Origin of the sequence: Halorubellus litoreus, from assembly GCF_037081675.1 — an archaeon.
GTDB classification, from domain to species: domain Archaea; phylum Halobacteriota; class Halobacteria; order Halobacteriales; family Natrialbaceae; genus Halorubellus; species Halorubellus litoreus.
Genome location: NZ_JAZAQL010000006.1, coordinates 64431 through 90835 on the forward strand (window position 1 = coordinate 64431; position 26405 = coordinate 90835).

General features: G+C 69.3%; 20 protein-coding genes. 9 read left to right on the forward strand and 11 right to left on the reverse strand.

The genetic code is table 11. The features are described from left to right. Positions 1–88: 88 nt before the first annotated feature. On the reverse strand, positions 89–1438 hold the full coding sequence (locus tag VYJ16_RS21175; RefSeq protein ID WP_336352309.1) for a CapA family protein: 1350 nt from the start codon (positions 1436–1438) through the stop codon (positions 89–91). A 241-nt stretch (positions 1439–1679) separates the two neighbouring features. Here VYJ16_RS21175 and VYJ16_RS21180 point away from each other — a divergent pair, with 241 nt between their 5' ends. Then, the gene (locus VYJ16_RS21180) at positions 1680–2387 is read left to right on the forward strand and encodes a hypothetical protein (RefSeq protein WP_336352310.1); all 708 of its coding nucleotides are present in this window, start codon (positions 1680–1682) and stop codon (positions 2385–2387) included. Positions 2388–2651: 264 nt separating this feature from the next. Here VYJ16_RS21180 and VYJ16_RS21185 read toward each other — a convergent pair whose 3' ends face one another. From VYJ16_RS21185 to VYJ16_RS21205, 5 genes are all read right to left on the reverse strand, one after another. Beyond that, positions 2652–4280 carry an alkaline phosphatase family protein gene (locus VYJ16_RS21185; protein ID WP_336352311.1) on the reverse strand — a complete coding sequence of 543 codons (1629 nt, stop codon included), beginning with the start codon at positions 4278–4280 and terminating at the stop codon, positions 2652–2654. Between the two features lie 185 nt (positions 4281–4465). Continuing rightward, positions 4466–6283: a glutamine--fructose-6-phosphate transaminase (isomerizing) gene (gene glmS / locus VYJ16_RS21190; RefSeq protein ID WP_336352312.1), complete on the reverse strand. Its 1818-nt coding sequence runs from the start codon at positions 6281–6283 to the stop codon at positions 4466–4468. 875 nt (positions 6284–7158) lie between these two features. Next, on the reverse strand, positions 7159–8814 hold the full coding sequence (locus VYJ16_RS21195; RefSeq protein WP_336352313.1) for a helix-turn-helix transcriptional regulator: 1656 nt from the start codon (positions 8812–8814) through the stop codon (positions 7159–7161). A 5-nt stretch (positions 8815–8819) separates the two neighbouring features. Continuing rightward, positions 8820–9443 carry a DUF7344 domain-containing protein gene (locus tag VYJ16_RS21200; RefSeq protein ID WP_379762946.1) on the reverse strand — a complete coding sequence of 208 codons (624 nt, stop codon included), beginning with the start codon at positions 9441–9443 and terminating at the stop codon, positions 8820–8822. A gap of 233 nt (positions 9444–9676) precedes the next feature. Next, entirely contained in the window at positions 9677–10993 is a 1317-nt protein-coding gene (locus tag VYJ16_RS21205; protein ID WP_336352314.1) for a nucleotide sugar dehydrogenase, read from the reverse strand. A gap of 292 nt (positions 10994–11285) precedes the next feature. On the opposite strand from VYJ16_RS21205, the gene VYJ16_RS21210 reads away from it, so the two are divergent. From VYJ16_RS21210 to VYJ16_RS21225, 4 genes are read left to right on the forward strand one after another with little or no spacing between them, the layout of a single operon-like run. Further along, complete coding sequence (locus VYJ16_RS21210) at positions 11286–11747, forward strand: hypothetical protein (protein WP_336352315.1); 462 nt, start codon at positions 11286–11288, stop codon at positions 11745–11747. Further along, positions 11747–12838, forward strand: a complete 1092-nt coding sequence (locus tag VYJ16_RS21215) for a glycosyltransferase family 2 protein (RefSeq protein WP_336352316.1) — start codon at positions 11747–11749, stop codon at positions 12836–12838. The genes VYJ16_RS21210 and VYJ16_RS21215 overlap by 1 nt, the downstream gene beginning before the upstream one ends. Further along, on the forward strand, positions 12835–13896 hold the full coding sequence (locus tag VYJ16_RS21220) for a DUF354 domain-containing protein (RefSeq protein ID WP_336352317.1): 1062 nt from the start codon (positions 12835–12837) through the stop codon (positions 13894–13896). Before VYJ16_RS21215 ends, VYJ16_RS21220 begins: the two co-directional genes overlap by 4 nt. Before the next feature lie 31 nt (positions 13897–13927). Further along, positions 13928–14848 carry a glycosyltransferase gene (locus VYJ16_RS21225; protein WP_336352318.1) on the forward strand — a complete coding sequence of 307 codons (921 nt, stop codon included), beginning with the start codon at positions 13928–13930 and terminating at the stop codon, positions 14846–14848. A 286-nt stretch (positions 14849–15134) separates the two neighbouring features. Here the strand turns inward: VYJ16_RS21225 and VYJ16_RS21230 are convergent, their stop codons facing one another. The 4 genes from VYJ16_RS21230 to VYJ16_RS21245 all read right to left on the reverse strand — a co-directional run bounded on the left by VYJ16_RS21230 (position 15135) and on the right by VYJ16_RS21245 (position 21070). Next, positions 15135–17045, reverse strand: a complete 1911-nt coding sequence (locus VYJ16_RS21230; protein ID WP_336352319.1) for an asparagine synthase-related protein — start codon at positions 17043–17045, stop codon at positions 15135–15137. A gap of 1 nt (position 17046) precedes the next feature. Further along, positions 17047–18039, reverse strand: a complete 993-nt coding sequence (locus tag VYJ16_RS21235) for a glycosyltransferase family 2 protein (RefSeq protein WP_336352320.1) — start codon at positions 18037–18039, stop codon at positions 17047–17049. 375 nt (positions 18040–18414) lie between these two features. Next, positions 18415–19203, reverse strand: a complete 789-nt coding sequence (locus tag VYJ16_RS21240; protein ID WP_336352321.1) for a helix-turn-helix domain-containing protein — start codon at positions 19201–19203, stop codon at positions 18415–18417. A 46-nt stretch (positions 19204–19249) separates the two neighbouring features. Then, complete coding sequence (locus VYJ16_RS21245; RefSeq protein WP_336352322.1) at positions 19250–21070, reverse strand: bacterio-opsin activator domain-containing protein; 1821 nt, start codon at positions 21068–21070, stop codon at positions 19250–19252. 324 nt (positions 21071–21394) lie between these two features. On the opposite strand from VYJ16_RS21245, the gene VYJ16_RS21250 reads away from it, so the two are divergent. The 4 genes from VYJ16_RS21250 to VYJ16_RS21265 are packed head-to-tail and all read left to right on the forward strand — an operon-like array spanning position 21395 to position 25059. Continuing rightward, complete coding sequence (locus VYJ16_RS21250; RefSeq protein ID WP_336352323.1) at positions 21395–22291, forward strand: DUF4129 domain-containing protein; 897 nt, start codon at positions 21395–21397, stop codon at positions 22289–22291. A gap of 34 nt (positions 22292–22325) precedes the next feature. Then, positions 22326–23039 (forward strand): DUF7269 family protein, encoded by a 714-nt coding sequence (locus VYJ16_RS21255; RefSeq protein WP_336352324.1) that lies wholly within the window; start codon positions 22326–22328, stop codon positions 23037–23039. Continuing rightward, positions 23036–24313: a DUF58 domain-containing protein gene (locus VYJ16_RS21260; RefSeq protein WP_336352325.1), complete on the forward strand. Its 1278-nt coding sequence runs from the start codon at positions 23036–23038 to the stop codon at positions 24311–24313. The genes VYJ16_RS21255 and VYJ16_RS21260 overlap by 4 nt, the downstream gene beginning before the upstream one ends. Then, the gene (locus VYJ16_RS21265; RefSeq protein WP_336352326.1) at positions 24310–25059 is read left to right on the forward strand and encodes a DUF7519 family protein; all 750 of its coding nucleotides are present in this window, start codon (positions 24310–24312) and stop codon (positions 25057–25059) included. Before VYJ16_RS21260 ends, VYJ16_RS21265 begins: the two co-directional genes overlap by 4 nt. Before the next feature lie 362 nt (positions 25060–25421). Here VYJ16_RS21265 and VYJ16_RS21270 read toward each other — a convergent pair whose 3' ends face one another. Next, positions 25422–26402, reverse strand: coding sequence for an AAA family ATPase (locus tag VYJ16_RS21270; RefSeq protein ID WP_336352327.1), 981 nt, complete (start codon positions 26400–26402; stop codon positions 25422–25424). Positions 26403–26405: the final 3 nt, after the last annotated feature.

Sequence of the window (26405 nt, forward strand, 5' to 3'; positions counted from 1 at the left end):
TCGCTTGTTTGAATCGTCTTAAATCGGGATACGGCGAGCGGACCGCGACGAGAACGGTCGAGGAGCGGTGCGTGCGCGCCAGGGCGCGCTACGAGAGCTTGCTCAGTGCCGCACCGAGCGTCTCGCGGACGGGCGACTTCCGGTCGTTGACGGGTTCGTCCTCGGTCTCCGCGAGGAGCGCGCGCGCCTCGCGGGTAACGGGCTCCGTGCGGCGGTCTTCGCGCTTTCCGGTCTGCACCTCGAGCGCGGTCTCCATGAGCGAGCGATGCGAGCGGTTCCGGAGGAGGTTCAGGAGCGCGAGCATCTGCGGGCCTCGCGCGTCGGCGTCCCAGATGACGTCCCGGTCGACGTGCTGGCTTGGCGTGGTGAGCTGGGAGACGAAGTCGCCGGCGACCGCCCGTCGGAGCCAGCGCGTGTACCGCTGCTGGAACACGTCCACGGCGACGCTCTGCCAGAACGCGCGGTGCGTCTCGCTGTCCGCGGTGACCTCGGCGAGCCGATGGACGTACGACAGGCGTTCGTCCGCGTCGAACCGATCGCCGGCCGCGAGGACCGTGTCGTCGACGGTCTCCGTCGGTATCAACGTCACCTCGCTGACGGCGTCGTCCGCGAACGTGACGTCGATCGCGAGCCCGGACTGCGTGCTCGGGCGGTCGGGCATCGGGAACAGGAAGTTCCCGAGACTGTAGAAGATCGGCGCGTCGTCGTACACCTCCCAGCCCTGCGGGACGTGCGGGTGGTGGCCGACCACGAGGTCCGCGCCCGCGTCCACGAGCTCCCGCAGTCGCCGCCGATGGTGGCGCGGCGGTACGGGCACGAACTCGACGCCGCCGTGCGCGTTCACGACCACGACGTCCGCTTCCGTCGAGCGAACGCGCTCCAGCGTTTCGGGATGGTGGAGCCACGCAGTCCCGGGCGCATCCGCGTCCGCGGTCCCGAACTCGCGCTCGCAGAAGCTGAAGATGGCGACGGACGTCCCGTTCACGTCGAAGCGAACGGGCATCATCGCGGCGTCTTCCGTGTCGCCAGCGCCGACGGTCGTCAGACCGGAGTCCTCGCATTCGGCGATCGTCCCGAACAGGCCGTCGGCGCCGTAATCCATCGCGTGATTGTTCGCGAGCGTCACGCAGTCGAACCCGGCGGCGTCCAGTATCGCGGGGACCTCTTGGTCGGTGTCGTTCGTCGGCCCGGACTTCGCGATGGGTTCGCCGTAGCCGGCGACGGGCGCTTCGAGGTTCGCGGTCGCGACGTCGGCGTTACGCGCTCGCGATGCGAGCGCGGTCCCGACGGGTGCGTCCGTCGCTGTCCGGTGTCGATACTTCACGTCGCCGGCGGCGAAGAGCGACCACGCGTCTCCCGACGCGTCAGCGGCAACGTCGACCGTTCGTTCCGGCGACGGAACGTCGTCGACGATGGCTTGCCAGTCCCGTGAATCCATACCTACGTCCACGCCGCCCCGCCAGATAAGCCCCTGAGACGCTCCAGATTCTTAGTGAGCCGATAAACATGGTGGCTCGGATCGTGGTTCGAATAGAGTCATCGATGCACCAGTTGCGATCGACGTTCGACGACGAAGACGAACAGGTATCGAGTACACGCTGGCCGTTGGAATGCTCTCGGCCGTCGTGGTCGTGGCGGCCTGGCCCGCGAACGAGCGCGTCGGGTTCCAGTGGTGAGGCATGAGCGGGTCCCAGAAAGGCCTCGCGATCCTCGGGATCCTGTTCCTGGGGATCGGCGTCGTGCTGGCGGCCGTCCCCGCGGGCCTCGTCGGCGGCGCCGACGACCCGGGGTCGGGGGAGAACGAGCCGACGACTACGACGGTCGGGACCCTGACGACGACGGCGACTGGAACGACAGTTCCTTCGACGACGGCGCCAGCGGAGACGACGACGCAGGGCCAGACGACCACGACGACGGGGACGACTCAGACGACGGGGACGACTCAGACGACGGGGACGACTCAGACGACGGGGACGACTCAGACGACGACCTCGTCGACATCGACATCTTCGACGGAGACGACGACGGAGCCGACGACCACGACGACGACCACGACGGAGCCGACGACCACGACGACCACGACGACCACGACGGAACCGACGACCACGACGACCACGACGACCACGACGGAACCGACGACCACGACGACCACGACGACCACGACGACGACGGAGCCGACGACCACGACGACGACCACGACGACGACGGAGACGACGAACACGACGACCACCGGGGAGGACCTGGAGGTGACGGTCACCCCGGCGAAGGGCATGGCCCACCTCTCGTTCGCGGCGACTGACGTGGGGTCAGACGGAACCGCGGGCACGTCCGCGGCCGTCCTTTCGGTCATCGCGACGGGCGCCGTCGGCCTGCTCCGACGTCACTGACGGTCGCTCTCGGTTCGACGCGACCAGCCAACCAGCCAACCAACCCGCACTCGTTCTCCCCTCGACCACCCATCGTCCAGGAGCGACGCGTCGTCTCGGCGACGGCGCCGGTCGTCGTGGCCACGAACAGACACCGACGGACGCCGAGACGACACCCGCTCCATCACCACCCAGCGGATGTCGTCACTCGAGGACGTGGCACGCGAGAGAAACACAGCAACCGGCTAACAGGACCGACGGGGCGCGGCGACGACGACCGGACAACTACTCGAGGTACCCGAGGTCGCTCAGACGGTTCTCGACCGCTGCCTCCGGCGACGCCTCCTCGCCGGCGGCCTCGACTTCGCGATACGAGTGCTCGTTCGTCGACGCCACGGCCGGGAGCACGTCGCCGTCCATCCGGTCGCTCGTCGGCATCCCGAGCGCCGCGAGGATCGTCGGCGCGACGTCGAACAGGTGCGCGTCCGACAGGTCCGCGCTCGCGTCCACGCCCTCGCCCCACGCCGCGACGATACCGTCCATCTTGTGATTCCAGGACTCCGTCGGCTCCGCGAAGTACTCGCCGCGGACCTGATCGGAGAGGAAGTACTGGAAGTCCCGGGGTATCGTGACGATGTCGACCGCCTCGTCCGTGTGCGGGCCCTCGAAGTAGCGTTCGCGCGGCACGACCTCCTCGAACACGAGGTTCCCGTCCGGGTCCGTGACGGTTCGGAGGGACTCGATTATCTCCGCGCGCACCTCGTCGTACTCCTCGGGCGACACCTCGCCCGACGGGTCGCGGCCCTCGACGTTCAATCGCACGCCGAGTTCAGTCCGCGACCGCAGGTAGCCCGTGGACGACGGGAAGTCGACCTGCTCGTTGCCAGTGCGCGCCACGTCAGCGGGCGCGTACCGGAGCGCCACGTCCTCGAGATTCACCCGCTCCAGGGCCTTCCGGATGCGACTCGCCGTGAGGCCGACCTTCGCCGCACCGGACGCCACCTTCTCGACCACGCCCGGCTCCCACGAGTCGACGTCCTTCCCCTCGCGGAGGTCCTGCCGGATCGGGTTCCACGACGGCATGCCCTTCCCGCCGAGCGTGGTCTCCACGACGCCCTCGTCCTCGAGGTAGTCGTTCACGCGGAACTCGTAGCCCTCGTACTTCCCCATGCCGTGGTCGCTCGCGACGAACACCGTATCCGGGTCGTGCTCCTCGAGAATCTGATGGATCTCGTCGTCCGTCGCCTCGTACACCCGTCGGACCTTCTCCCAGTCGCCACCGAACTCGTGGAAGACCGTGTCCGTCTTCTGGAACTGCACGAACCCGAAGTCGGGGTCGTGCTCCCCGGCGAGGTAACGGAACGCCTCGCCGCGCATCCGTACGAGCGTCTCGTACTCGTCCATCTTCTCCGCCTCCGAGTACGAGTCGTCGCCGCGCGCGTACTCGGGGTAGACGCGGTACTCGCCGAGAGCCTCCCGGACCTCGTCGAACGTTCCCTCCGGGTGACAGCGCGGTTCCTCCGGCCCGATGAAGCCCGGGAGGATCGCGCCGTCGATGCTCGGCGGCGGATACGTCACGGGCGCGTTCACGACCACGCTCGACTTCCCCTGTTCGTCGAGGAGCTCCCAGAGCGTGCGTTCGTCGACGTGATCCGCGCTACTGACGTGCCAGTCGTAGCCGTCGTAGGACACGAACCCGAACACGCCGTGCTTCCCGGGATTCACGCCCGTGTACAGCGACGGCCACGCCGACGGCGTCCACGGCGGGACCTGTGATTCGAGCGAGCCGCTCGTCCCCTCCGCGGTCAGCGTCTCCAGCGTCGGTATCGAGTTCGTCTCCGAGAGCCGGTCGAAGACGTCCGGGCAGCCCGCGTCGATTCCGATGAGGAGGACGTCGAGTCCGTCCTCGCTCATCTCGTCTCACCGCGCTCGACGAACACGCTTGCGCCGGCGGCTGTCGGTTCGATATCGGTTCGATGAACGCGTCGGTGTTGCATGTGTTCCAGTGGTTGCGTGGAAGGTACCTTACTATCCGATGCGTAAGTCCAGAAAAGGCACCCGGTAAAGCCCCAGATGCACCCGTTAACTGGCGCGGAGTGTCACTCGACGGTGACGCTCTTCGCGAGGTTCCGGGGTTTGTCGATCGGACGGTCGAGCTGGTCGGCCGCGTGGTACGAGAGCAACTGAAGTTGGACGTTCGCGAGGAGCCCGAGCCACTCCGGGTTCGTGTCCGGGACCTCGAGGTGTGCGTCCGCGAAGCCGATCGAGTCGTGGTCGGGGGGCGCGACCGAGATGACGGGTGCGCCGCGCGTCTTCGCTTCCCTCGCGTTGTTCAGCGTCTTCGAGTCCTGCTCCTCGTCCCCGGTGAACACCGCGAACACGGGCGTGCGGTCGGTGACGAGCGCGAGCGGGCCGTGCTTGAGTTCGCCCGCGGCGAACCCTTCGGCGTGCTCGTACGTGATCTCCTTGAACTTCAGTGCGCCTTCCTTCGCGACGGCGTTCGCCATCCCGCGACCGATGAAGAAGTACGCCTCCTCGTCGGCGTACCGGCGCGCGATCGCTTCGGCGCGCGTCGACTCGAGGACGCGGTCGATGTGATCCGGGAGCGCCTGAAGGGAGTTCAGGAGCGACTGGATGTTCTCGTGCGCGGTCGCGTCCTCGATGTCGCTCAGGATGCACTGACTGAGGAGTGCGAGGGACACGACCTGCGACGAGAACGTCTTCGTCGCGGCGACACCGATCTCGGGGCCGGCGCGGATGAACAGCGCGTTGTCGGCTTCGCGCGCGGCGGTGGAGCCGACGACGTTCGTGACGGTCACGACCGTCGCGCCGCTTTCCTTCGCGCTCCGGAGCGCGGAGAGCGTGTCCGCGGTCTCGCCGGATTGCGTGACGCCGACGACGAGCGTGTCGTCGGTCACTTCCGCCTGGAGGTCGTACTCGCTCGCGCGGTAGGCGTCCGCCTGGATGTCGCCGTCGGTCAGGAGTTTCTCCGCGTACATCGCGGCGTGATAGCTCGTGCCGCAGCCGACGAGGTGGACGGTTCGGTGGTCATGGAACGTCCCCGGCGGGAAGTCCTCGAGGACGACGCGTCCGTCGCTCGCCAGGGCGCGGCCCTGGATGGTGTTGTCGAGCGCGGTCGGCTGGTGGTTGATCTCCTTGAGCATGTAGTGGTCGTACGTGCCCTTCCCGGTCTCGCTGGGGTCCCAGTCGACCGTGGTGACCTCGCGCGAGACCGAGTTCCCGTGGACGTCCATGAGTTCGAGGTTGCCGTCGGTGACGACGGCGACGTCGCCGTCCTCGAGGTAGATGACGTCGTCGGTGTAGTCGAGGAACGCCGGGACGTCGCTCGCGAGATAGTAGGAGTCGTCGCCGAGACCGACGACGAGCGGTGACCCCTTGCGGGCGGCGTAGATCGCCTCCTCGTCCTCGACGAGGGCTGCGATCGCGTAACTACCCTCGAGTTCCTGGACGGTGTCGCGGAATGCGTTCTCGAGCTCGTAGCCGGCGTCGAGGCGTTCGTCGATGAGGTGCGGGATGACCTCGGTGTCGGTATCGCTCGTGAACTCGCGGCCGTTGGCTTCGAGTCGCGTGCGGAGTTCGTCGTAGTTCTCGATGATGCCGTTGTGGACGACGGCGACGCGGCCGTCGTCGGCGGTGTGGGGGTGAGCGTTCTCGTCGGTCGGCGGGCCGTGCGTACTCCAGCGCGTGTGCCCGATACCGAGCGAGGACTGCTTGTCGAGGAGGTCGTCGTCCTTGAGTTCGTTGACGCGACCGGAGTGCTTGTGAACCTCGACGCCGTGTCCGTTCTGGATGGCGACGCCCGCGGAGTCGTAGCCGCGGTACTCGAGGTTCTCGAGGCCGGTGAAGAGTCGGTCGACTGACCGGTCGGGGCCGAGGCACGCGATGATGCCACACATCAGGCGGTCACCTCGTTCGAGTCGGTTGCGGTAGTCGTCGGGGGGCTGGGCGTGCTGATCGTCGTCCGGTCGTCAGCGTGACGTTCCGGGGGGGTATGGTCGGTCATGTGTAGATCAATCCGGTCTGTGTCCCGCCTGTGCCAGCGATGGGGTGCGGGTGTGCTTCTCGGGTTGTGTTCCCGACCTGTTTACTATAGAGTCGGTAAGACAGTTGTTAATAGAGCGGTAAGGGATTCGGCGGTTCGAGCGCGCTCCGCATCGAATCGTTCCGGAGCACGGGTTCCGTTGTAGCGGTCCGTTCAAATCGTTCATCGAGCGTCGCAGGCGCTGACTCGGTTCCTCCCTCGTCCGGGACGCGGGCGAGCGAGACGCGCTGGCGCCCGCCTACGACCCCCACCCGTGGTGCGTTGAGGGTGGGGTGAACTCGGCGGACCCGCGGTTCCGTCGGTGGGAACTTCGGGAACCGGTGGAGCGCCGATGACGGGCGTCCGACAGCCGCGGCCGACGCGTCAGCCGTCGCCGTCGACGCCCGCGCGTTCGCATCCACCCCACAGACCCAACCCGGACGGGGTGGATTCGGACCGGTTCGACCAATCCTCACGGACCGGCTGGGTTCGGACCGAGTCGGCCAATCCTCACGGACGGGGTGGATTCCGCGACCGCGGTGCCCGGGCTCCGTGGCTCGCGTTGGATTCCCCTCGGCCGATTCGGGTTCGTTCCGCGAACGAGTGGCGGTGGCGACGAGCGGGTGCGTGGCTACCGGCGCGGATCGACGAGGGAGCCAGAACCAGTGTGGTCGGAGGTCGTGCATCGAGAAGGCGAGTCGGTCCTTCGAACGGCGTCTCCCACGAGGCGGGCGACGCGACCCCGAGCGTTCAGGGTCTCGGAGACGCGGAATCCTCGCTCTCGTCCTCTGGGTACGCGATGAGGTTCTCACGGCCGACGCTGATCTTCCGGAGCTGGCCGTCGTCCTCCATCTTCGAGAGGAGGCGACTGACCTTCGACTTCGACCAGTCGGTCTCCTCGATGACCGTCGTCTGCTGGAGTCGACCGCCGTGCTCGTGGAGGAGTTGCTTCACGCGCTCCTGGTCCGTCATCACCGGCGGCGTCGTCTCGTCCGGCGACGCGTCCGGTCGCGGAACGTCGTGGACGGGCTCCGTCGACGACGCGTTGGACCCTGCGTCGGTCGTGCTTGCCGTCGGGGTCGCGTCCCCGGCAGGTGCGTCGTCGACGTTCCGGTCGCCGTTCGAATCCAGCCAGCCGAGGCGCGCCCGGATCGCTTCCTCGTCGATCCGAGGCGACGCGTACCGCGCACCGAACAGCGCGACGACGCCGAACGCGAGCAGGAACCCGAACGGCGACAGCGGGTCCGACGGATTCGTCCCGAGCCGTCGCTCGAAGCCGTCCGCGAGGAAGTCACCGTCCGAGTCCAACGCCGTCGGGTCCGTCCCGACCTCGAGTTCCGTCGCGTCCGTCAGACCGTCGTCGTCCGTGTCCGCGAGCGTCGGGTCCGTGCCGTTCACGAGCTCCTGGAAGTCCGAGAGGCCGTCGTCGTCCGTGTCCGCGTTCGTCGGGTCCGTGCCGAGACGGAGTTCGTTCGGGTCAGCGAGCCCGTCCTCGTCCGAGTCGACGGTCAGCGGGTTCATGCCCTTGTCGAGTTCCTCGCCGTCGCTGATGCCGTCGCCGTCGGTATCGGGGTCAGTGGGGTCGGTCCCGACCGATACCTCGCGTGCGTCGCGCGCACCGTCCTCGTCGGTGTCGGTCTCGAGCGGGTTCGTCCCGTGCTTCTTCACCTCGGCGCCGTCGCTGAGCGAGTCGCCGTCGGTGTCAGAGACCGTCATGTTCGTCCCGGCCTTCACCTCGCGCTGGTTCGAGAGCGAGTCATCGTCGAGGTCCGCCTGCTTCCCGACGACGACGACCGTCATCTCCGTCCGATCGAGGACTGCGGAGTCGTTCCGGAGCGTGACGGTGAGCGGCTGCTTGCCGGTGCGATTGAACGGCCAGCCGTTCGAGGACAACGCGACCGTGGTCGCGTTCCCGCTGAGGGTCGCGTTCTGGCAGACGGCGTTCGACTGCGTCGTCGTCTCATCGGACGCTTTCTCGCGTTCGAGACACACGACGACGCGGTCGTCGCGGGCGGTCGTCGGCGTGTCGATGGACACCGTCGCGGTATGGTTCGCGTCCGCCCAGAGCAACCGCTGGAAGCTACCGTTGTAGTCGACGACCGCGGGTCCGCTGAACGACACCCGCGAGATCGTCGGTGTCGCTGCCGTCGTCCCGTTCGCTGTCGTGGACTCGACCGCTGCCGTGGACTGGTTCACCGTCGTCGTCTCGCCGGTGGTGCCGGCGAGCGTCGAGGGCGACCCGACCGTTGCGGTTCGAGTCGGGTCCTGTGGGGTGGCTGCGGCCACCGCAGCGGGGGTGGCGCTTGCGACCCCGACGACCACGACGAGCGCGAGCGCGAACGCGCGACGGACGGCGTCGCGCGTCCACACCGGTCGCTCGTCGTTCGGGGACGGTTGCGCCTCCATCGTGGTCACTCTGCCGCGTCGGTGCCGTCAGCGAAACGCTCGCTGGTACTGGTGGCGTTCGCGCCGACGACCAGCACGAGGAGGGCGATCATGCTGGCGAGGAGGAGTTCGCTGGAAACCGCGAGGACGCCGGTCTGGGCGCCGACGAAGGAGGCGACGCCGAGGGCGGCGACCGCGGAGTAGTACTGGTGCCAGTCGCGTTCGGTGTCGGCGTCGCCCGCCGTCTCCTCCTCCTCCTCGTCGGCGTCCTCGGGGTCGTCGAGGTACGGGACGAGTTCCTCGAGGAGCGGCTGGGGTTCCACGTACCCGCGGTCCTGGTTGTAGTCGATGACGCCTTCGTCGTCGAGCGATGGGAGGTGCGTCTGGTAGAGCCCGATGTAGACGCGCTGGCGTTCGTCCGAGGAGAGCTGCTGGACTGTGGTGTCGTTCTCCCACGCGGCGACCTGCTCTGCGACGTCGCGCATGCGGACCGCGCCCTCGGTCTCGCGGAGGTACCTGAGGACGTCACGCCGGCGACGGTTCTGGAGGAGGTGGAACATCTCGTCCTTCTTGAACTCGTCCTCACCGTCGGGGAGCATCTCTTCGGGAACGTCGAGTTCGTGCACGGGGGTGTCTACAACGTCACTCATTGTCTCTATCGACACACTTGCGAGAGCGATAATAAACCCCGAAAGCCATCCCAACAGTTTCGCTATATAATCGCGTTCGTCCACGATTCGGGAGGGACTATTCTGGGCATAAACGAGCCATTACCGGCTAAAACCCAGTATTTCGGCTCTGAAGGCAAGATTTTCCAATCCATATGGAAACAGATACAACTAGCTGAAACAGGAGGGAAAACGATACGAAACCCTTTGAACGCTCAAAGTTTCCGATAGGTTAGGTCAGCGGTGTGCGCCGCGTCCTCGTCCACCACGCCAGGCACGTCCACGACGAACCCGGAACCATTCAGCGCGCTCACGAGGTCCGCAGCCTCGATCGAGTGGAACTCGTCGTGCCCGACGCCGAAGAGGACGCCATCGTACGCTTCGAGGTCGGGGTCGGAGACGACGTCGACGCCGAACTCGTCACGGATCTCGTCGTCGGCCGCGTACGGGTCGTGGACCGTCATGGAGACGCCGTACTCGGCGAGGTCCTCGACGATCGGCTTCACCTTCGACGTCCGGATGTCGCCGACGTTCGGCTTGTACGCGACACCCATCACGAGCAGGTCCGTCTCCGCGGGGACCGTCCGCGCGTCGTTCATCGCCTTCCGCGCCTTCTCCGCGACGTGCGCCGGCATGTACTCGTTGATCTCGCGAGCCTGCACGATGAGGTCCGGTTCGAACCCCTGTCGCTCGCTCTCGTAGGAGAACAGGTGCGGGTCCACGGGGATGCAGTGCCCGCCGACGAGCCCCGGCCGGTACTCGTCGTGGAAGTTCCACTTCGTCCCCGCAGCCTCGAGCACCGCCTCCGCGTCCACGTCCAGGTGGTCGCACGCGATCGCGAGTTCGTTCACGAGCGCGATGTTGATGTCGCGCTGGACGTTCTCGATCGCCTTCGCCGCCTCCGCAGTCTTGATCTCGTCGACGCGATGAATCCCCGCGTCGACGACCGCCTCGTAGACGGCCGCAATCTCCTCGCGCGCGTCCTCGCTGTGGCCGCTCACGATCTTCGTGACGTCGCGGAGGCCGCGCTTCGAGTCGCCCGGCGACACGCGCTCGGGCGAGTACCCGACCCCGAAGTCGTCGCCGAGTTCGAGCCCGGACGCCGCCTCGAGCGCGGGCACGAGCACGTCCTCGGTCGCGCCCGGGTACACGGTCGATTCGAGAACGACCGTCGTCCCCGGCGCCATGTGCTCGCCGACCGTCTCGCCCGCACTCTCGATGTACGAGAAGTCGGGCGTGCCGACGTCGTCGACGGGCGTCGGGACGGTGAGAACGACGAGGTCACAGTCGACGAGCGTCGACGGGTCGGCCGTGAAGTCGGCGTCGCTCGCCGCGACGGTGTCGTCGCCGACCTCCTCGATGGGGTCCTCGCCCGCGTCGAGCGCGTCGACCTTCTCGCGCGACACGTCGAACCCGACCACGCCGAGGCCGGCGTCGTCGAACGCGACCGCGAGCGGCAGCCCGACGTATCCGAGGCCGACGACCCCGATCGTCTTCGAGGCGACGTCTGGCTGCTGGACGGTTTGACTCACGCGCACGCACCTCCGCGCGAGCGAGCGAGAACTGATTCAACTGGGGGAGTTGCTGTGCGGACGGCACGCCGAACGGCTACGTACATCGTACCCCTGGATTCCCGCCCCCGCCTCTTTCTTATAGACTCCATCAGTTCTCCTTACGGCCCAGGTAAGCACCGTCCCAATCCACTAATCGTACGCGAGAGAGTCCGGGACTGTCGATTTCGGGACTTACCCGGTAGATAATAATGGGGGTTGGTTGCGTGGGTTCGAGCGGACCGCAGACGGTTCCCAGCACCCCCTTCCAGCAATGACATCACTCTCACGGAACGACCAGGACGCCCAGATACCGAACGTCTCCCGGCGATTCGGCGAATCGGCGACGAACCACGTCGTGCGCATGCTCGACGAGGGGCTGCCGGACGACGACCCCTCGATACTCACTGTCGGGTTCCGGCAGACGGACTCCGCGATGGGGTCGCTCGAAACCGTAACGGCGCTGATCGGCAGTCTCCGCGAACGCGGCATCAAGGTGACCGGGTACGACACGAACACCGCGACGGAGACGCTCGGGAACACGGACGCCGCGCCGACGAAGTGCTACGACGCTATCATCGTGTTCAGTCCGCTGGACGCGGCCGAAGACGTCTCCGTGACCGACCTCGTCTCGGAGGACGGCACCGAACAGTACGTCGTCGACCTCACCGGCACGGTCGAGCCGGAGGCGGTCGCGAACGACGACGCGGTCTACATCACGGATCAGGTGCTCTGATGTACGACGGTTGTACCGTCGCCGTCGTCGTGCCAGCGTACGACGAGGGCGACACGGTCGCGGACGTGCTCGCGTCGATGCCGTCGTACGTCGACCGCGTGTACGCGATCGACGACGACTCGACCGACGATACGTGGGCGGAGATCTGTCGCGTCGCCGCCGGGACCGACGAGACGATGCGACCGACGAACGAGGACAACGCGTCCGAATCGACTGCAACTGACGGAACGACTGCAACGGGCGCCAGCGACGACGACCGGACGTGGGCGAGCGCGGCCGACGACGACCGCGAGGAGCGCTCGCAGGCCGTCGAGTCGATCGCTGACGGCGGAACCGCCCCACCGGACGTCGTCCCGATCCGCCACGAGGAGAACCAGGGTGCCGGTGGCGCGCTCAAGACCGGGTATCGTCGCGCGATGGACGACGGGATGGACGTGACGGTGACGATGGACGCGGACGGCCAGATGGATCCCGCGGACATGGCTGACCTCGTCGAGCCGGTCGCCGCCGGTCGCGCCGGGTACGCGAAAGGGAATCGGCTCGCGAAGGCCGAGTACCGCGAGGAGATGCCGACGTTCCGGTTCGTCGGGAACTGGCTGCTCTCGATACTCACGAAGATCGCGAGCGGGCACTGGAACGTGATGGACTCCCAGAACGGGTACACTGCGATCTCCGGGGACGCGCTGGCGGCGATCGACCTGACGGCGGTCGGCGACGACCACCAGTACACGAACGACGTCCTCGTCCAGTTGAACGTCGAGGGCGTCCGCGTCGAGGACGTCCCGATGCCCGCGGAGTACGGCGACGAGAACTCGACGATCTCCCTGACGGGGTTCGTGCCACAGACGTCCTTCGCGCTCCTCGAAGGGTTCTGTTATCGACTGAAGGAGCGCCACGTGGCGCGAGACTTCCACCCGCTCTCGATGTTCTACGGCCTCGGCGTCCTCACGGTCCTCACCGGTGTGGTCACGAAACTCCACGGTGACGACGACGACGGGTCGTTGCTCGTCGCGATCCAGGGCGTCGCCTTCCTCCTGTTCGGGATGGTCCTGGATCGCAGGGAGAACGAGCACGGAGGTGACGACGCGTGAAGGTCGTCGTCACCATCCAGCACCCCGGCCACGTGCATTTCTTCAAGCACGCGATCGACGAACTCCAGTCGCAGGGCCACGAAGTCCACGTGTTCGCGCGCCGGATGGGCGTGAACCTCGACATCCTGGACGCGGCGGGCATCGAGTACGAAGTGCTCGCGGGCGAGTCCGACGGGCTGGCGTCGCTCGCGAAGGTACAGGCGACGTACGAGGCGCGGCTGTTGGCGCGCGCCCGGACGATCCAGCCGGACGTCATCACGGCGATCGGTGGGGTCGCGGCGGCTCACGTCGCGCGCCTCGTCGGCGCGGAGAGCGTCGTGTTCTACGACACCGAGCACGCGACGCTCATCAAGTCGCTCGCGTACCCGTTCGCGGACCGCGTCGTCACGCCCGAGTGTTACGACGGCGACGCGGGGAGCGCGCAGACGACGTACCCGGGGATGCACGAGCTCGCGTACCTCCACCCCGAGCGTTTCGAGCCGGACCCGAGCGTGCTCGACGACGCCGCTCTCGATGCCGACGACGACTTCGTGGTCGCGCGCTTCAACGGCTGGGGTGCGAGCCACGACGTCGGCGAAGGCGGGTTCGAGGACGTGACGGAGGTGTTCGACCGGCTGGAGGCGACCGGCGCGGAGGTCGTGTTCACGAGCGAGGAGCCGCTGCCCGACGAGTACCAGGACCGTCGGATGACGGTCGCGCCCGAACGCATGCACGACCTCCTCTACTACGCTGACGCGTTCGTCGGCGAGGGCGCGACGACGGCCGCGGAGTGCGCGGTCCTCGGGACGCCCGCGGTGTACGTGAACACGCTCACGATGGGGTACACGCGCGAACTCGAGGAAGCGTACGGACTACTGTACAACTTCGACGGCGCGGACCGCCACGAGGCCGCGATCGAGCAGGCGGAGTCGATCCTCGGCGAGTACGACGACGCGAAGTGGGCCGAGCGCCGCGAGCGCTTGCTCGACGACGTGGTCGACGTGACGGACGTGATCGTCGCGGAAGTGACGGGCGAGACCGCGCCCGAGTCGCGCCTGCAGCGTGCGGCCCCGACGTGACCCGTCGGTCGACGCCCCCACGAGTCAACGCATGAAGGTCCTGCAACTCATCACGAGTACGCGCACGTTCTTCGAGGCACAGGTCGACGAGCTCGAGGACCGCGGGGTCGAGTGCACGACGCTCTCGGTTCCGGGGTCGTACGCGCCGGACGAGCCGCGGACGCCCAGTGATTACCTCCAGTTCGTCCCGGACGTCCTCGGGGAGTCCCTCGAGGACTACGACCTCGTGCACGCGAACTACGGGCTCGTTGGGCCGTACGCGCTCGCGGACGTCACGACGCCGACGGTCCTGACGCTCTGGGGGACGGACCTCATGAGCGACCGCGGGTGGCTGCGCGCGCTCAGTCGAGCGAGCGCGCGAGCCGCGGACGAGGTCGTCCTCCCGAGTCGTGCGATGGCACCTGGGCTCTCGACGTCGTACACGCACGTCCCGTTCGGCGTGGACACGGACCTGTTCGCGCCGATGAACCGGGACGCGGCGCGCGAGCAGGTCGGGTGGCCCACGGGCGAGACGATCGCACTCTTCCCGTACGACACGACGCGCGAGGAGAAGGACTTCGCGCGCGCCGAGCGCGTCTGCGAGCTCGCGGACGCGGACGTCGACCTCCGACCGCTCTCCGGCGTGGACCACGACGAGGTTCCGACGTACATGAACGCGAGCGACTGCCTCCTCGTCACCTCGAAGCGCGAGTCCGGGCCGATGACGGTGAAGGAGGCCGCGGCGTGCAACGTCCCCGTGGTCTCGACGGACGTCGGGTTCGTCCGGGACGTGGTCGGTGACGTGCCCGGCTGCGTGGTCTCGGACGCGAACCCGGACCTCGCGGACGGCCTCGACCGGCTCGCGGCGGCCGAGCACCCGCGGACGAACGCGCGCTCGACCGCCGCGGGCGTCGTCTCGCACGCGGAGTTCGGCGACCGCCTACTGGACGTCTACGAGTCCGCGCTCGCCTGAGACCGCTTCGTTCTCGCCGCTGATTCGTCGTGCATCGAGAGTCGCATCGCTCGCGCGGCCGAGTATCGCATCGACGCGAATCGACGCACGCAGCACATCGAACGTCGAAGGGCGCACGAGCGACATCGAACGTCGAAGGGCGCACGAGCGACATCGAACGTCGAGTGGGTGCATGGGCGACATCGAACGTCGAGGGGGTGCATGCGGTTACGTATCGTTCTCGGGAGCGGCGAGAAGGGAGACCGGTTCGGTCGTCGTCGAGACGACGTCGGTTCGTGAAGCGGATTCAGTCCGCGGACCCGGCTTCGCGCGCGTCGCTGGCCTCGGTGGGCGCCTGCTGCGTGCCGAGGGTGGTCCAGCGGCGGGCGTCGTGCACGCGGAGTTTGTGTCGGACGGGGAGTTCGTGGACGCCGGGGTCGCCCGGGAAGAGTTCGGCGTCGAGGTCGTTTCGCGCGTAGAGCTCGCGGCGGTCGGGCCACGCGGACTCGAACGACCGGACGAACGGCGTGAGTCGTCGGACGAACCCCTCGACCTCGTTCAGGACGGGGTTGTCGTACGGACGGTCCGGCGGGCGGTTGTCGAGGACGTTCCCGTCGATGCGACGGCACGCGTCGAGGAACGTCCGCGTGTTCCTGGCTTCGGGGGGCGCGGCGAGATGCCAGTCCAGGAGGTCGGCGTCCATCACGAAGAACGACTCGCGGTAGTTGTCGTAGAGGTGCCGGCGGAACGGGATCGACGGCTGGTTCCGGATGCCGGCGGCGTCGATGCGGTCCTGAACGCACGCTGCGCGGTGCGCGACCGCGTCCAGTTCGTCCCGGACGGCGTCGCGGACGAACCCGACGGGGTCGTCGCTCGCGACCGGGACGTGCTCGGCGATCGCGTCCGTGCCCTCGCGAACGAACCCGAACGTACCCAGCAGTGCGTCCACGGGGTCCGGGTCGGGGTCGAGGCGCGTTCGCGGCAGGCGCTTCCCGAACGCGTCCACGCCGTCGCGCGCGAGGAAGTGCCCGGTGAGGAACGTGTCGCAGAGCAGGCCGTGGTAGATTGTGTCGACGTCCATCTGGTCGTCGTACCCGGCGTGGTGGACGTGCAGGGACTCCTTGACGCCCTGTCCGTACCGGACCTTCTCGTCGACGGGGCGGATGTAGCGCTCGTCGGGCTGGAACGCGACGTGCTCGACGTCGTACTGTTCGGCGACCGCTCGCGCGCCCACGGTCTCGTCGGCCTTCGGATGCCCGACGGTGTACGCGACGTCGAGGTCGTCGAGCGCCGACAGTAGGACGCGCGAGTCGTAGCCCGCGGACAGCAGGACGCCGGCCCGCCCCGGGTAGTTCGAGCGACGAGCGATCGCGCGTTCGAGGCGCGCGGCGAGTTCGCCGACCCAGTCGACGCCGCCGTCGTTCCTGCCGTCAGTCGTCCCGGCGCGGAGCGGCCGGTCGAACCGACGCATCTCGTCGTTCTCCTCCGGGTCTGCGTGCACGAACCGCTCGAACTCGTCGACGGTGTCGGCGCGGACGAGCGCGTCCATGGGTGCGCGAGATACCTCGTCGTGGAACGTCTTCTCGCCGAGGGCGACCCCGAGGTGGAGGAACTCGCGGACGGCGTCGACGTCCGGCGTCGGATCGACGACGGCACGCGAGATTGCGGTCGCGTCCGTCCCGAACGCGCGCACGCCGGGGTCGTCCGTGTAGTGGCAGTCCCACGAGCGCGCCGGGTCGGTCGCGACGTACGCGTCACCGTCGACGGCGACGACCGCGAGGTACGAGCCGTTCAGGTGCCCGAGCGCGTCCGGGCCGACGGCGCGCGTGGCGTCGAGGAGCCAGCGCGCGTGCTCGTTCCCGCGCTCGCCCGGGGTCGGCGTCTCGTCCCCGACGCCAGCGAGGTCGGTTCCCCGTGGGGCGTCGGGCGCGAACGCCTCGCCCCACACGACGACCGCGTCCTCGCCATCGGTCGCGACCGCGGTCCGGTTCGGGACGTCGAGCTCGGGCGAGCGCACGCCGACGGTGACGCCCGCCGCCTCGACGACGCGGTCGAACCGGCGGTCGCCGGCGAGCGCGTCGAACGACTCTCGACCAGCGAACACGCCGAACAGTTCCTTCGACGCGACCGCGACGTCCGCGAGCGCACTCGCTTCGCTCGCTCGCGAGACCTCGGCGGGCGCGTCGAGGAGCGCCGCGAGCGACCCGTCTCGCGGCATGCTACTCCTCGCCTCCAGTGGCGGTTCCAAGTACGAGCAGCGCCAGCAGGAGGACGGTCGAGGCGACGAGCACGCCGGTCGTCCGACGGCGCTGCCGGAGCCCGGACGCGACGACCGCGGCCAGTCCCGGGAGTTGCGGGCCGGCGACGGCCGCGTTCCGGAGGTGCCGCGAGCCCTGCCCGAACCGTCCCTCGGCGAGGTAGTGCTTCGCGACGAACAGCGCGCGCTGCCCGCGGACGTCAACGCCCTCGGTCACGAGGGGCGCGATCTCGTCGTCGTACTTCTCGAGGAGTTGCTCGTTCGCCTCCGCGTACGTATCTGCCGAGGGACTCCCCGTGTCGAACCGCGTCATGAGGACGTCGTCGGCGTACGCGAGCTTCCCTTCGAGGACGACGCGGATGAGGAAGTCCGTGTCCTGGAAGCGGTCGAGGGACTCGTCGAACCCGCCAGCGGCCTCGGCGACGTCGCGTTCGACGAGGAGCGTCGACCCGGCCGCGGTGTGGAGGTCGTCCGCGAGGATCGGTTCGAGGAGGTCGTCGGCTCCGCCCTCGTCGGGGGCGTTCGACTGGAAGTGCGAGAGCACGCCCGATATCGCCTGTTTCGCGCTCCCACTGGTGCCATCGAGTTCGTACGCCCAGTCGCAGTACGCGGCGACGTACTCGTCGCCGAGTTCGTCGAGCCGGTCGAGTTGGCGCTCGACCTTCTCGGGGTGCCACTCGTCGTCGGAGTCCAGTAGCGCGACGTAGTCGCCGGTCGCGTGCTCGAGCGCGGTGTTTCGCGCGGCGTTCCCGCCCTTGTTCTCGCGGTGCGTGAACGTCCGGACGCGGTCGTCGTCCGCGTACCGCTCGAGGATCAGTTGCGTGTCGTCCGTGGAGGCGTCGTCGACGACGACCGCTTCGACGTCGTCGTGGGTCTGCGCGAGCACGCTCTCGATCGCTCGTGGAAGCGCGTCCGCGCGGTTGTACGTGGGGATGATGGCGGTGACTGTCGGCATTACTGCGAGCTACGCCGACGAGGCCCTTACTTATCGGTCGGGTAAGGGCCGTCCCGTGGATGGTTCCACGTCCGGATTGCGGTCCCGCAAGCGCCGTGGCGCGCTAACGCCGACGTTAATCGCCGGAACGAGCCCGCCGTCGGCGCACTGGAAGCCGAGCGAGGAACTGGCGACGTCGGCACTGGCACCGCGAGAAACGCCCGTCGAAGAGCCGGTGCTGAACGGTCCTGAACTGGAATCGGTCGTGCGTAAACGCAGTGCAATCGTCGCGCGCAACGCAACGGAGAACCACGACTCGACGACGTCACCGGTCGAAGCACGTCACGCACCGGAATCTGCGACCTCACCGGTCGAAGCGCGTCGGGTTTCCGGGACTCAAGGGTCTTCCGTCGGGTCGTCGTCCGCGACCGTGCCCTCGATGAGCTGTCCGAGCGCGTTCCGTAACCGCTGGGAGAGCGCGGACGTGGAGATGTCGAGCATCTCCGCGAGCTCCGTCTGCGAGACGCCACGCGGGATGTCGAAGTACCCCGCGTCGAACGCCGTCTGGAGCGTGTTCAACTGGGTCTCCGTGAGGCCGACGAACGGCTCGTCGCCCGCGGAGTGCGTGGACAGCCGGCGAACGTGGAACTGGATGTTCTCGTCGCCGCAGTGATCCCGGAACCGGAGGAGTGCGTCGCGGTTCGGGATGCGGAGGCGGACGAGCCAGCCGCCGTCCGCGCTCTTCGCGTCCACGAGCCAGATGTCGAGTTTCGCCGTGGTCGGCGTCACCGCCTTCGTCGCCGGGGCGACGCGCGCACGGTACACGCGATGCGTGTTCTCCTCGGCGACGAGCGTCGGCTCCCCGATGGTGTCGTCCGCGAGCAACGCGTCCTCGAACGACGCGTAGTCGTCGCCCGTCACCGTGAAGAACAGGATCTTCACGCCGTCCTCGACGACGGTCTGGTAGTCCGGACGGATCGTCATCTCGGGCGCTGCCCTGATCGTCGGACTGAGGACGAGGTCCCCACCGACGAGGTGGACCTCGGAGACGAGCGCCGGCGTCCCCGGCTCCAGGACTCGCGGCACGCCGTCGTCCCCATGGCCGGACAGGTCGATGAGGGTCGGGTCGTCGCGCCACGAGCCGAACGGCTCCGGGTACCGGTCGTCCGAACTCAGATCGTCCATGGTCCCTCCGGTCGTCGTCGCGCCCCGCAATGGGTCACGACAGCGGTCATCTGTCGAAGAGCGCGTCGAACACGCGTGCTTCGGCGCTTCGTACTCGCCGCTCGGTCTCCTGGGTCGTCTCCCCGAGGAGGTCGCTGACCGCGGCCATCCCTGTCGGGCGGGTCTCGTCGAAGAACCCGGCGGCGTGCGCCGTGCGAAGCGCCTCGTAGTCCGTCGCTGACAGCCGGCGTTCCAGCCCGGCCGCGAACCCGGCCTCGTGCCCGCGGCTGTCGTCGACGTGTCGGCGAGCGAGCACGGAGACGTCGTCGCCCGCGGAATCGAAGAGCGACCGGACGCGGTCCACGTCCGTCCCCGTCGACAGCTCGACCGTGAAGTGCACGCCGTCCTCGCGCTCGTCGAACCCGCGGAGCGCCCCGTCTTCGCTCGCGATCGTCTCCAGGATCGGGTCGCGCGTGACGACCGCGACGCGCTCCTCGTCCGCGGGGAGCGTCTGCGAGGCGACCACGGCACTGTGCCGGTTCGCGAACCGCTCGATCGCGGCCGCGTGCCCGTCCGGGACCGAGAGGAACGCGCGTGTTCGGTTCTCGCTCTTGTAGAGCTGGTCGATCGTGACCTCGACGTCGGTCGACGCTGCGAGCGACGGGAGGAACGTCCGCGGCGTCGTGGCGAGGAACTCCGCGACGAACGTCGACGTCTCCGCGCCCGCCTCGCGTTCCTCGAGCGTGTCGAGCGCGTACGCGGCGGTCGTCGCGAGTTCGCGGACGACCGTCCCCTGGTGGTCCTGGAAGACGCCGGGTTCGTCGCCGTACACCGTGAGAATCCCGTGGTGGACGCCGTCGAACGCAACCGGGAGGCTGAGCGCGGACCGGAATCCGCACTCGACGGCGACGTCGCGCCACTCGCCACCGACCTCCACGTCGGCCGTTCCGGGGACGAGCGTCGGGACCTCGGTGGTGTTCCCGGAGACGAGCGTGCGGACCGCTGGCGGCGCGGTCGGCCCGTCGTTCTCGGTCGGGTCGACGGAGACGCGCCCGAGGTACTCGCCGTCGCCACCCCACGCGCGCGGCGCGATGGCGCTGTACTCGGAGATCGCGGCGCCGAACCACGCGAACGCCATGCCGTCGAGTTCGGTGATGTGCTCGCAGAGCGCCTGTTCGATCGCTTCGCGCGAGTCCGCTTGCACGAGTTCGTTCTCGACGTCGCGGATCCGGTCGACGTCGCGGGTCCGGTCGACGTCGCGGGTCCGGTCGACGTCGCGGGTCCGGTCGACGTCGCGGAGGGGCGCGTCCGACGGCGCGGTCGGCCGCGAGGTGTTCGACGCGCGCTCGCGGGGTGGGTCGTCGCCGTGACCGTCCGTCGGTTCCCTCTCCCCCTCGGTCGCGTCGGGCACGTCGAAGGCGTCGTCGTCGGCGCGCCGGTCCGATGCGGTGTCCGCGCTCGCGGCGTGCGAGTCCTGACCGAGCGCGTCCCGGAGGCGGTGCCCGAACACCGACCGACTGGTCAACTGGTGCCGGACGACGTCGGTCGCGCCCGCGTCGAGTGCCGCCTCCGCGCCGAACGCCCCCGGGTCGTCCACCACGACGTACAGCGGGGCGTCCGCGTACGCATCCCCGAGCGTCCGGACGAGCGCGGCCGGGTCCTCGTCCACTGCGGCCGCGTCCAGGACGACGCAATCCAGTTCGTCGCCCGGCGGTCGCCCGGCCGCCTGGACGAACGACGTCGCCGAGCTCGGTCGTCGCTGGAAGCGTAACTGCACCTCCTCGAAGACGTCCTGGAGCGTGGAGCGCGCCGGCGCGAGGCGGTCCGCGTCGCCGACGAGCAGTATCTCCGTGCTCGATGGCGACCGGACCGCGTTCCCGTCGGTCATCGCACGACACCTCCGTGGTTGCGGTCGCGAGCGGGCCGCCGGTTCCGTGGCGGCCGCTCGACGCAAGACCCCGGCGACTCGGCGGGTCGACGCGCACGCGTCGACGGGACTGTCGAAACTCGATCGTCTACCGTCGCACCCGACATACGCCAAGACGCGAGCCGTACGCCCGTTATTATCGGGCGCATAGCGCACTGTTGCACGCCGTCTCGGGAGTTACTCGATGGGTAATCGCGTGGACGCTCGTGCACGTAGAATCGGACGACACGCGGTTACGGTCCCGATAATAAAACCCGTTGGCGACGTCGGGTCTCGGCAAGCCATATGAACTGGGAGTCAGTCGCGACGGTCGCCGTCTGCGTAGCCTGTCTGTTCGCCGTCAGCACGGCGGCGACGACGATGGAGTCGACCGTGACGACCAACCCGGACGACGTCATCGACATCGATTCCTCCGAACTACCGATCGGGAGCGAGAGCGCGGTCGAAGTGAAGTCCCAGGTCCAGTCAGAGGGCGGACCCGGCGACGACGGCGGCGGCCAACAGCAGTCCGACGGCGGGCAGGCCGCCGAATCCGGCAGCGGGTCGGGCGACAGCACGGCCCGAAGCGCCGGCGAGAGCGAGCAGTCGAGCGCGAGCGGCGGCGACGGCGGGGAAGGGAGTGGGGGCGACGCGAGTGGCGACGAGCAGGAATCGGCGAGCAGCGGCGGCGCGTCGGGGTCCTCGAGTGCCCCGTCCGTCGTGCGGTCGCTCCTCGACCGGCTGGTCGACGTCCTGCAGTGGTTGCTCGGGGTGCTCGGCTCGCTCCTCCCGGTCGCGGCGCTCGTGACGGCGGTCGCGCTCGCGGTCCGGTATCGGGACGCGCTCCGCGCGGCGATCCGCGCGCGTCTCGCGGACTGGGGGCTCGTGGATTCGGCCGCCTCAGAGGACGTCGGCGGGTCGGCGACCTCGGTTCGGACGGAGCCGGCGCCGGAGACCGACGTCGCGGCCGCCTGGTACGAGTTCGTGGAGGCACTCGGGCTCGGCGACGTCCGGTCCGCGGCACCCCACGAGTGCGCCGAGCGGGCTCGCGAAGCTGGGGTCGACGCGTCCGTCGTGGAGGACGTGAACGAACCCTTCGAGGAGGTGCAGTACGGGCGCGCGCCGGAGACCGAGGAGCGCCGCCGGCGCGCTCGCAACGGCCTCGAGCGCTTCCGCGCCCAGTACGACGGAGGGCGCGACTGATGGCGGGGGACGCGGGCGGTCGCGGGGGGCGGCGATGAAGCGCTGGCGCGTGCTCGCCAGCGGCCTCGGTCTCGTCGTGCTCGGCGCGGCCATCACGGGCGTCGGGACGAGCGTGGCGGCGTCGGCCACGGAGGCCCTCGTCGGACTGCTCGGGAACGACTACCTGGTCGCGGCCGCGGTGGCGGCGCTCGCGCTCGCGGTCACCGTCCCGGTGGCGGTGTCGGCGCGCGCGAGCGCGCTCGACCAGGCGACGATGCCGACGCCGGAGGCGACGCTCGCGATGCCCCGCCCGGGCGAGACCGTCGACGAGGCCCTGGAGTCGGGCGTCGCGTTCGTCCCGTACGTCTCCCGGGACCGCAAGGAGGCGGTCCGGCAGGAGGTTCGACGGACGGCGGTCGACGTGGTCGCGCGCCGAGACTCGTGTAGTCGGGACGACGCGAGGGAACGCGTCGCGGACGGGTCGTGGACGAGCGACGAGGCCGCGGCGGCGTTCCTCGCAACCGACGACGCGCCGTCCCGCGACGTCGCCCGAAGCGACGGCGTCGGCGCGTACCTCGGCGCGCTCGCACACGGCGACACGCTCTTCCAGCGGCGCGCACGCCGGACGACGGCGGTCATCGCGGGGGAGAGCAGCACCGACCCGTCCAGCGACCACCGCACCGGGACCGGTCGCGACGAGCCCCGGCGCGAGACCCCGGAACGCGCCACCGCCACCCGTCGTGCGGCGAGCACGGAGGGGTCGCGATGACCGACCGCACGACGCGCCGCTGGCGCGGCGTCGTCGCGATCGCGCTCCTCGCGAGCGTCGTCGGCGTTCTCGCGAACCGACCGTCGCTCCTCCTGCTCGCGTCCGTCGGCGTCGTCTACGGCGCCTACCCGCGGGTGACGAGTGCGCGCGAGCCCGAACTCGAGATCGACCGGCGATTGAGCGACGACGACCCGAGCGACGGCGACCCCGTCGAGGTGGACGTCACCGTGACGAACGTCGGCGACGCGACGGTCCCGGACTGCCGCGTCGTCGACGGCGTCCCCCCGATGCTGACCGTGACCGACGGCGTCCCGCGCTGTGGCGCGACGCTCCGCCCCGGCGCGAGCGCGTCGTTCTCGTACACGGTCGTCGCGAAGCGCGGCATCCACTCGTTCGAGCCCGCGACCGTCGTCGCGCGCGACCTCAGCGGCGAACACGAGGTGGAGACGTCGGTCGCGACCGACACCGAGATCGACTGCACGAGCGGGCTCGCGGCGACGACCGTGCGCTCGCAGACGCTCGACCGGAGCGGCGAGGTCGCCGGGAGCGACGGCGGCGCCGGCATCGAGTTCCACCGTACCCGCGAGTACCAGCGCGGCGACCCGATGAACCGCATCGACTGGAACCGCTACGCGCGAACGGGCGACCTGTCCACGACCGAGTTCAGGCAGGATCAGGCCGCGAGCGTCGTCTGTCTCGTCGACGCACGCGAGTGCGCGTACCGGTCGCGGCCCGGCGACCCGCACGCGGTCGCGCTCGCGGCGGCCGCGTGCGAGCAGCTCGCGACCGCGTTCGCCGCCGACCGAAACCAGGTCGGCGTCGCCGCGTTCGCGCACCGGTTCGTCTGGCAGGAACCCGGGATGGGCCCGGACCACGTCGCCGACGTCCGCCGGCTGCTCTCGCGGGACGCGGCGTTCTCCTCGCAGCCGCCGTCGGAGAGCGTGGACCTCGAGGACGCGCTCTCGGACCTCCGCGAGCGACTGCGGTCGCGGACGCAAGTCCTCCTGTTGTCGCCGCTGTGTGACGACGAGATCGTTGACGCGGCGCGGCGCCTGGACGCGTTCGGGCACGCGGTCACGGTCGTCGCACCGGACGTCACCGTCGACGACAGTCCGGGGACGCGGTTCGCGCGCGTCCAGTACACCGAGCGCGTCCGCCGCCTCCGGAGTGCGGGCATCCCGACCGTGGAGTGGCAGAGCGACGAACCGCTCGAGGCTGCACTCGCCCGCCAGCGCGCAGGCGGGGCGACGTTCACTGGAGGTGCGTCCGCGTGACGGAAACAGGGACCTCGGCGACGAGCGCCGATGGAGGCGGGACCGCGCGCGGGGCGGACGCGGACCCGGTGTCGGTGACGTTCCGGCCGACGACGCTCAGTACGCTCGTCGCGGTGTCGGCGGCACTGTTCGCGCTCGCGGCGCTCGAGGTCGCGACCGCGGACACGTTCCTCATGGGGAGTGCGGGCGTCGCGCTCGTCACGGCCGGGCTCTGGGTCGCCTGGCGGTGGCGTCGCCTGGTCGGCGTCGTCGTCGGCTTCCCGGGGGTCGCGCTCGTCCTGCTCGCTATCGCGGGGTCGTGGACGGGCGTCGGGCGCGCGGTCGCGTTCGCGACGGTCGCGCCGGCGCTCCTCGGCGCACTCCTCGTCACTGTCTCGCTCGCACCGGGTCGCGGCGAGGGCACGCGCACGCTCCTGAAGGCGGGCTGTGGCGTCGTGTTCCTCGGCGTCCTCATGGCGGGCGTCGGGCAGAGCGCGACGTTCGACGAGCTCGCGCTCGCGACCGTCGGGATCGTCGTCGCGTACGACGCCGGCGAGACGGCGGTGAACGTCGGCGAGCACCTCGGGCAGGAGGCGTCGACGTGGCGCGTCGAGTCGACGCACCTCGCCGGGACCGCAGCCGTCGGCGTCCTCACGGTCCTCCTCGGGCGCGCGCTCCAGGGCCTCCAGACGCCCGGGCTCGACCTCGGCCAGTTCGCCATCGTCCTCGTGGCCGTCGTCGCGTTCGTGGCCGTCCTCCACGAGTAGCGAGACGGGTTCGCACGGTTCTTGCAGTCAGTCCCGCTCGGTTGCGACGCGCAACCGACGCATCGCGACGCCACACGGCCCTCGCAGAACGCAGTGCTCGACGGGAACGACCAGCGCGCCCGCCGAGAGTACCTGCCGCGCCCGACGAGAGTACCTGCCGCGCCCGACGAGAGTAACCGCCCCATTCCAGTCCGCGTCTCCGCACTGACTCGGCGACGGAGCCAGCGAGAACCCGCGAGGAGCAGCAAGGAGCAGTGGGAATCCGCGACGAGCACCGAGAACCCGCGAGAAGCAGCGCCACGGCGCAAGCGGACTCGACGAGCGGCCCGTCGTGCCCGCGCCAGGAGGACGGAGTCGCGCTTTCAGGTCGTCGGCGTCCGCGCGGTCTCCCGGTTGACGCGCGGGACGGGGACGTCCGCGAGGACGTCCCGGACGACGTCGCGCTTCGTCACGTCGTTCACGCGCGCGTCCGGCGTCAACACGAGGCGGTGCGCGAGCACTGGCTCGGCGACCGCCTTCAGGTCGCCGGGCGTGACGTACTCGCGGCCGTCCAGTACCGCCCACGACCGCGCCATCTCGTAGAGGCGGACGTTCCCGCGCGGCGAGACGCCGACCGAGAGACGCGAGTCCTCGCGCGTCGCCTCGACGAGGTCGACCGCGTACCGGACGACGTCCTCCTCGACCACGACGCGCTCGGGGACGGCCTGCATCTTCCGGAGGCCGTCCTGGCCGACCGCGCGCTGCGCGCTCGGATGCTGCGAGTCACGGTCGCCGCGCCGCAGGAGCATCTCCACGCTCCCCTCCGTCTGCGGGTACCCGAGACTCGTCTTCACGAGGAAGCGGTCCTGCTGGGCTTCCGGGAGCGGGAACGTCCCTTCACCCTGCTCGACGGGGTTCTGGGTCGCGATGACGACGAACGGGTCCGGGAGCTGGAACGTGTCACCGTCGACCGTCACCTGCGCCTCCTCCATCGCCTCCAGCAGCGCGGCCTGGGTCTTCGGGCTCGCTCGATTGATCTCGTCGGCGAGCACGACGTTCGCGAATATCGGGCCCTCGTTGAACTCGAAGTCGCCTTCCTGTTCGTCGAAGACGTACGTCCCCGTGACGTCCGCCGGGAGGAGGTCCGGCGTGAACTGGATGCGGGAGAAGGACAGGTCGAGCGCGTCCGCGAAGCTCCGCGCCGTCAGCGTCTTCCCCGTCCCCGGAACGTCCTCGAGGAGGACGTGTCCGCGACTGAGAACGCCTGCGAGTATCGTCTCGAGGACGCTCTCGTCGGCGATGACCGCGTTCGACACTTCCGCCAATACGTCGTCTGCGATGCGACCGGTCTGGTCGACGTCCATACC

Excerpts from the sequence above, each read along its gene's own strand:
- VYJ16_RS21180 (WP_336352310.1), top strand. The coding sequence starts at position 1,680 with ATGAGCGGGTCCCAGAAAGGCCTCGCGATCCTCGGGATCCTGTTCCTG.
- VYJ16_RS21250 (WP_336352323.1), top strand. The coding sequence starts at position 21,395 with ATGAACTGGGAGTCAGTCGCGACGGTCGCCGTCTGCGTAGCCTGTCTG.
- VYJ16_RS21245 (WP_336352322.1), bottom strand. The coding sequence starts at position 21,070 with ATGACCGACGGGAACGCGGTCCGGTCGCCATCGAGCACGGAGATACTG.
- VYJ16_RS21270 (WP_336352327.1), bottom strand. The coding sequence starts at position 26,402 with ATGGACGTCGACCAGACCGGTCGCATCGCAGACGACGTATTGGCGGAA.
- VYJ16_RS21175 (WP_336352309.1), bottom strand. The coding sequence starts at position 1,438 with ATGGATTCACGGGACTGGCAAGCCATCGTCGACGACGTTCCGTCGCCG.
- VYJ16_RS21200 (WP_379762946.1), bottom strand. The coding sequence starts at position 9,443 with ATGAGTGACGTTGTAGACACCCCCGTGCACGAACTCGACGTTCCCGAA.
- VYJ16_RS21235 (WP_336352320.1), bottom strand. The coding sequence starts at position 18,039 with ATGCCGACAGTCACCGCCATCATCCCCACGTACAACCGCGCGGACGCG.
- glmS (WP_336352312.1), bottom strand. The coding sequence starts at position 6,283 with ATGTGTGGCATCATCGCGTGCCTCGGCCCCGACCGGTCAGTCGACCGA.
- VYJ16_RS21225 (WP_336352318.1), top strand. The coding sequence starts at position 13,928 with ATGAAGGTCCTGCAACTCATCACGAGTACGCGCACGTTCTTCGAGGCA.
- VYJ16_RS21260 (WP_336352325.1), top strand. The coding sequence starts at position 23,036 with ATGACCGACCGCACGACGCGCCGCTGGCGCGGCGTCGTCGCGATCGCG.
- VYJ16_RS21215 (WP_336352316.1), top strand. The coding sequence starts at position 11,747 with ATGTACGACGGTTGTACCGTCGCCGTCGTCGTGCCAGCGTACGACGAG.
- VYJ16_RS21230 (WP_336352319.1), bottom strand. The coding sequence starts at position 17,045 with ATGCCGCGAGACGGGTCGCTCGCGGCGCTCCTCGACGCGCCCGCCGAG.
- VYJ16_RS21195 (WP_336352313.1), bottom strand. The coding sequence starts at position 8,814 with ATGGAGGCGCAACCGTCCCCGAACGACGAGCGACCGGTGTGGACGCGC.
- VYJ16_RS21185 (WP_336352311.1), bottom strand. The coding sequence starts at position 4,280 with ATGAGCGAGGACGGACTCGACGTCCTCCTCATCGGAATCGACGCGGGC.
- VYJ16_RS21255 (WP_336352324.1), top strand. The coding sequence starts at position 22,326 with ATGAAGCGCTGGCGCGTGCTCGCCAGCGGCCTCGGTCTCGTCGTGCTC.
- VYJ16_RS21210 (WP_336352315.1), top strand. The coding sequence starts at position 11,286 with ATGACATCACTCTCACGGAACGACCAGGACGCCCAGATACCGAACGTC.
- VYJ16_RS21240 (WP_336352321.1), bottom strand. The coding sequence starts at position 19,203 with ATGGACGATCTGAGTTCGGACGACCGGTACCCGGAGCCGTTCGGCTCG.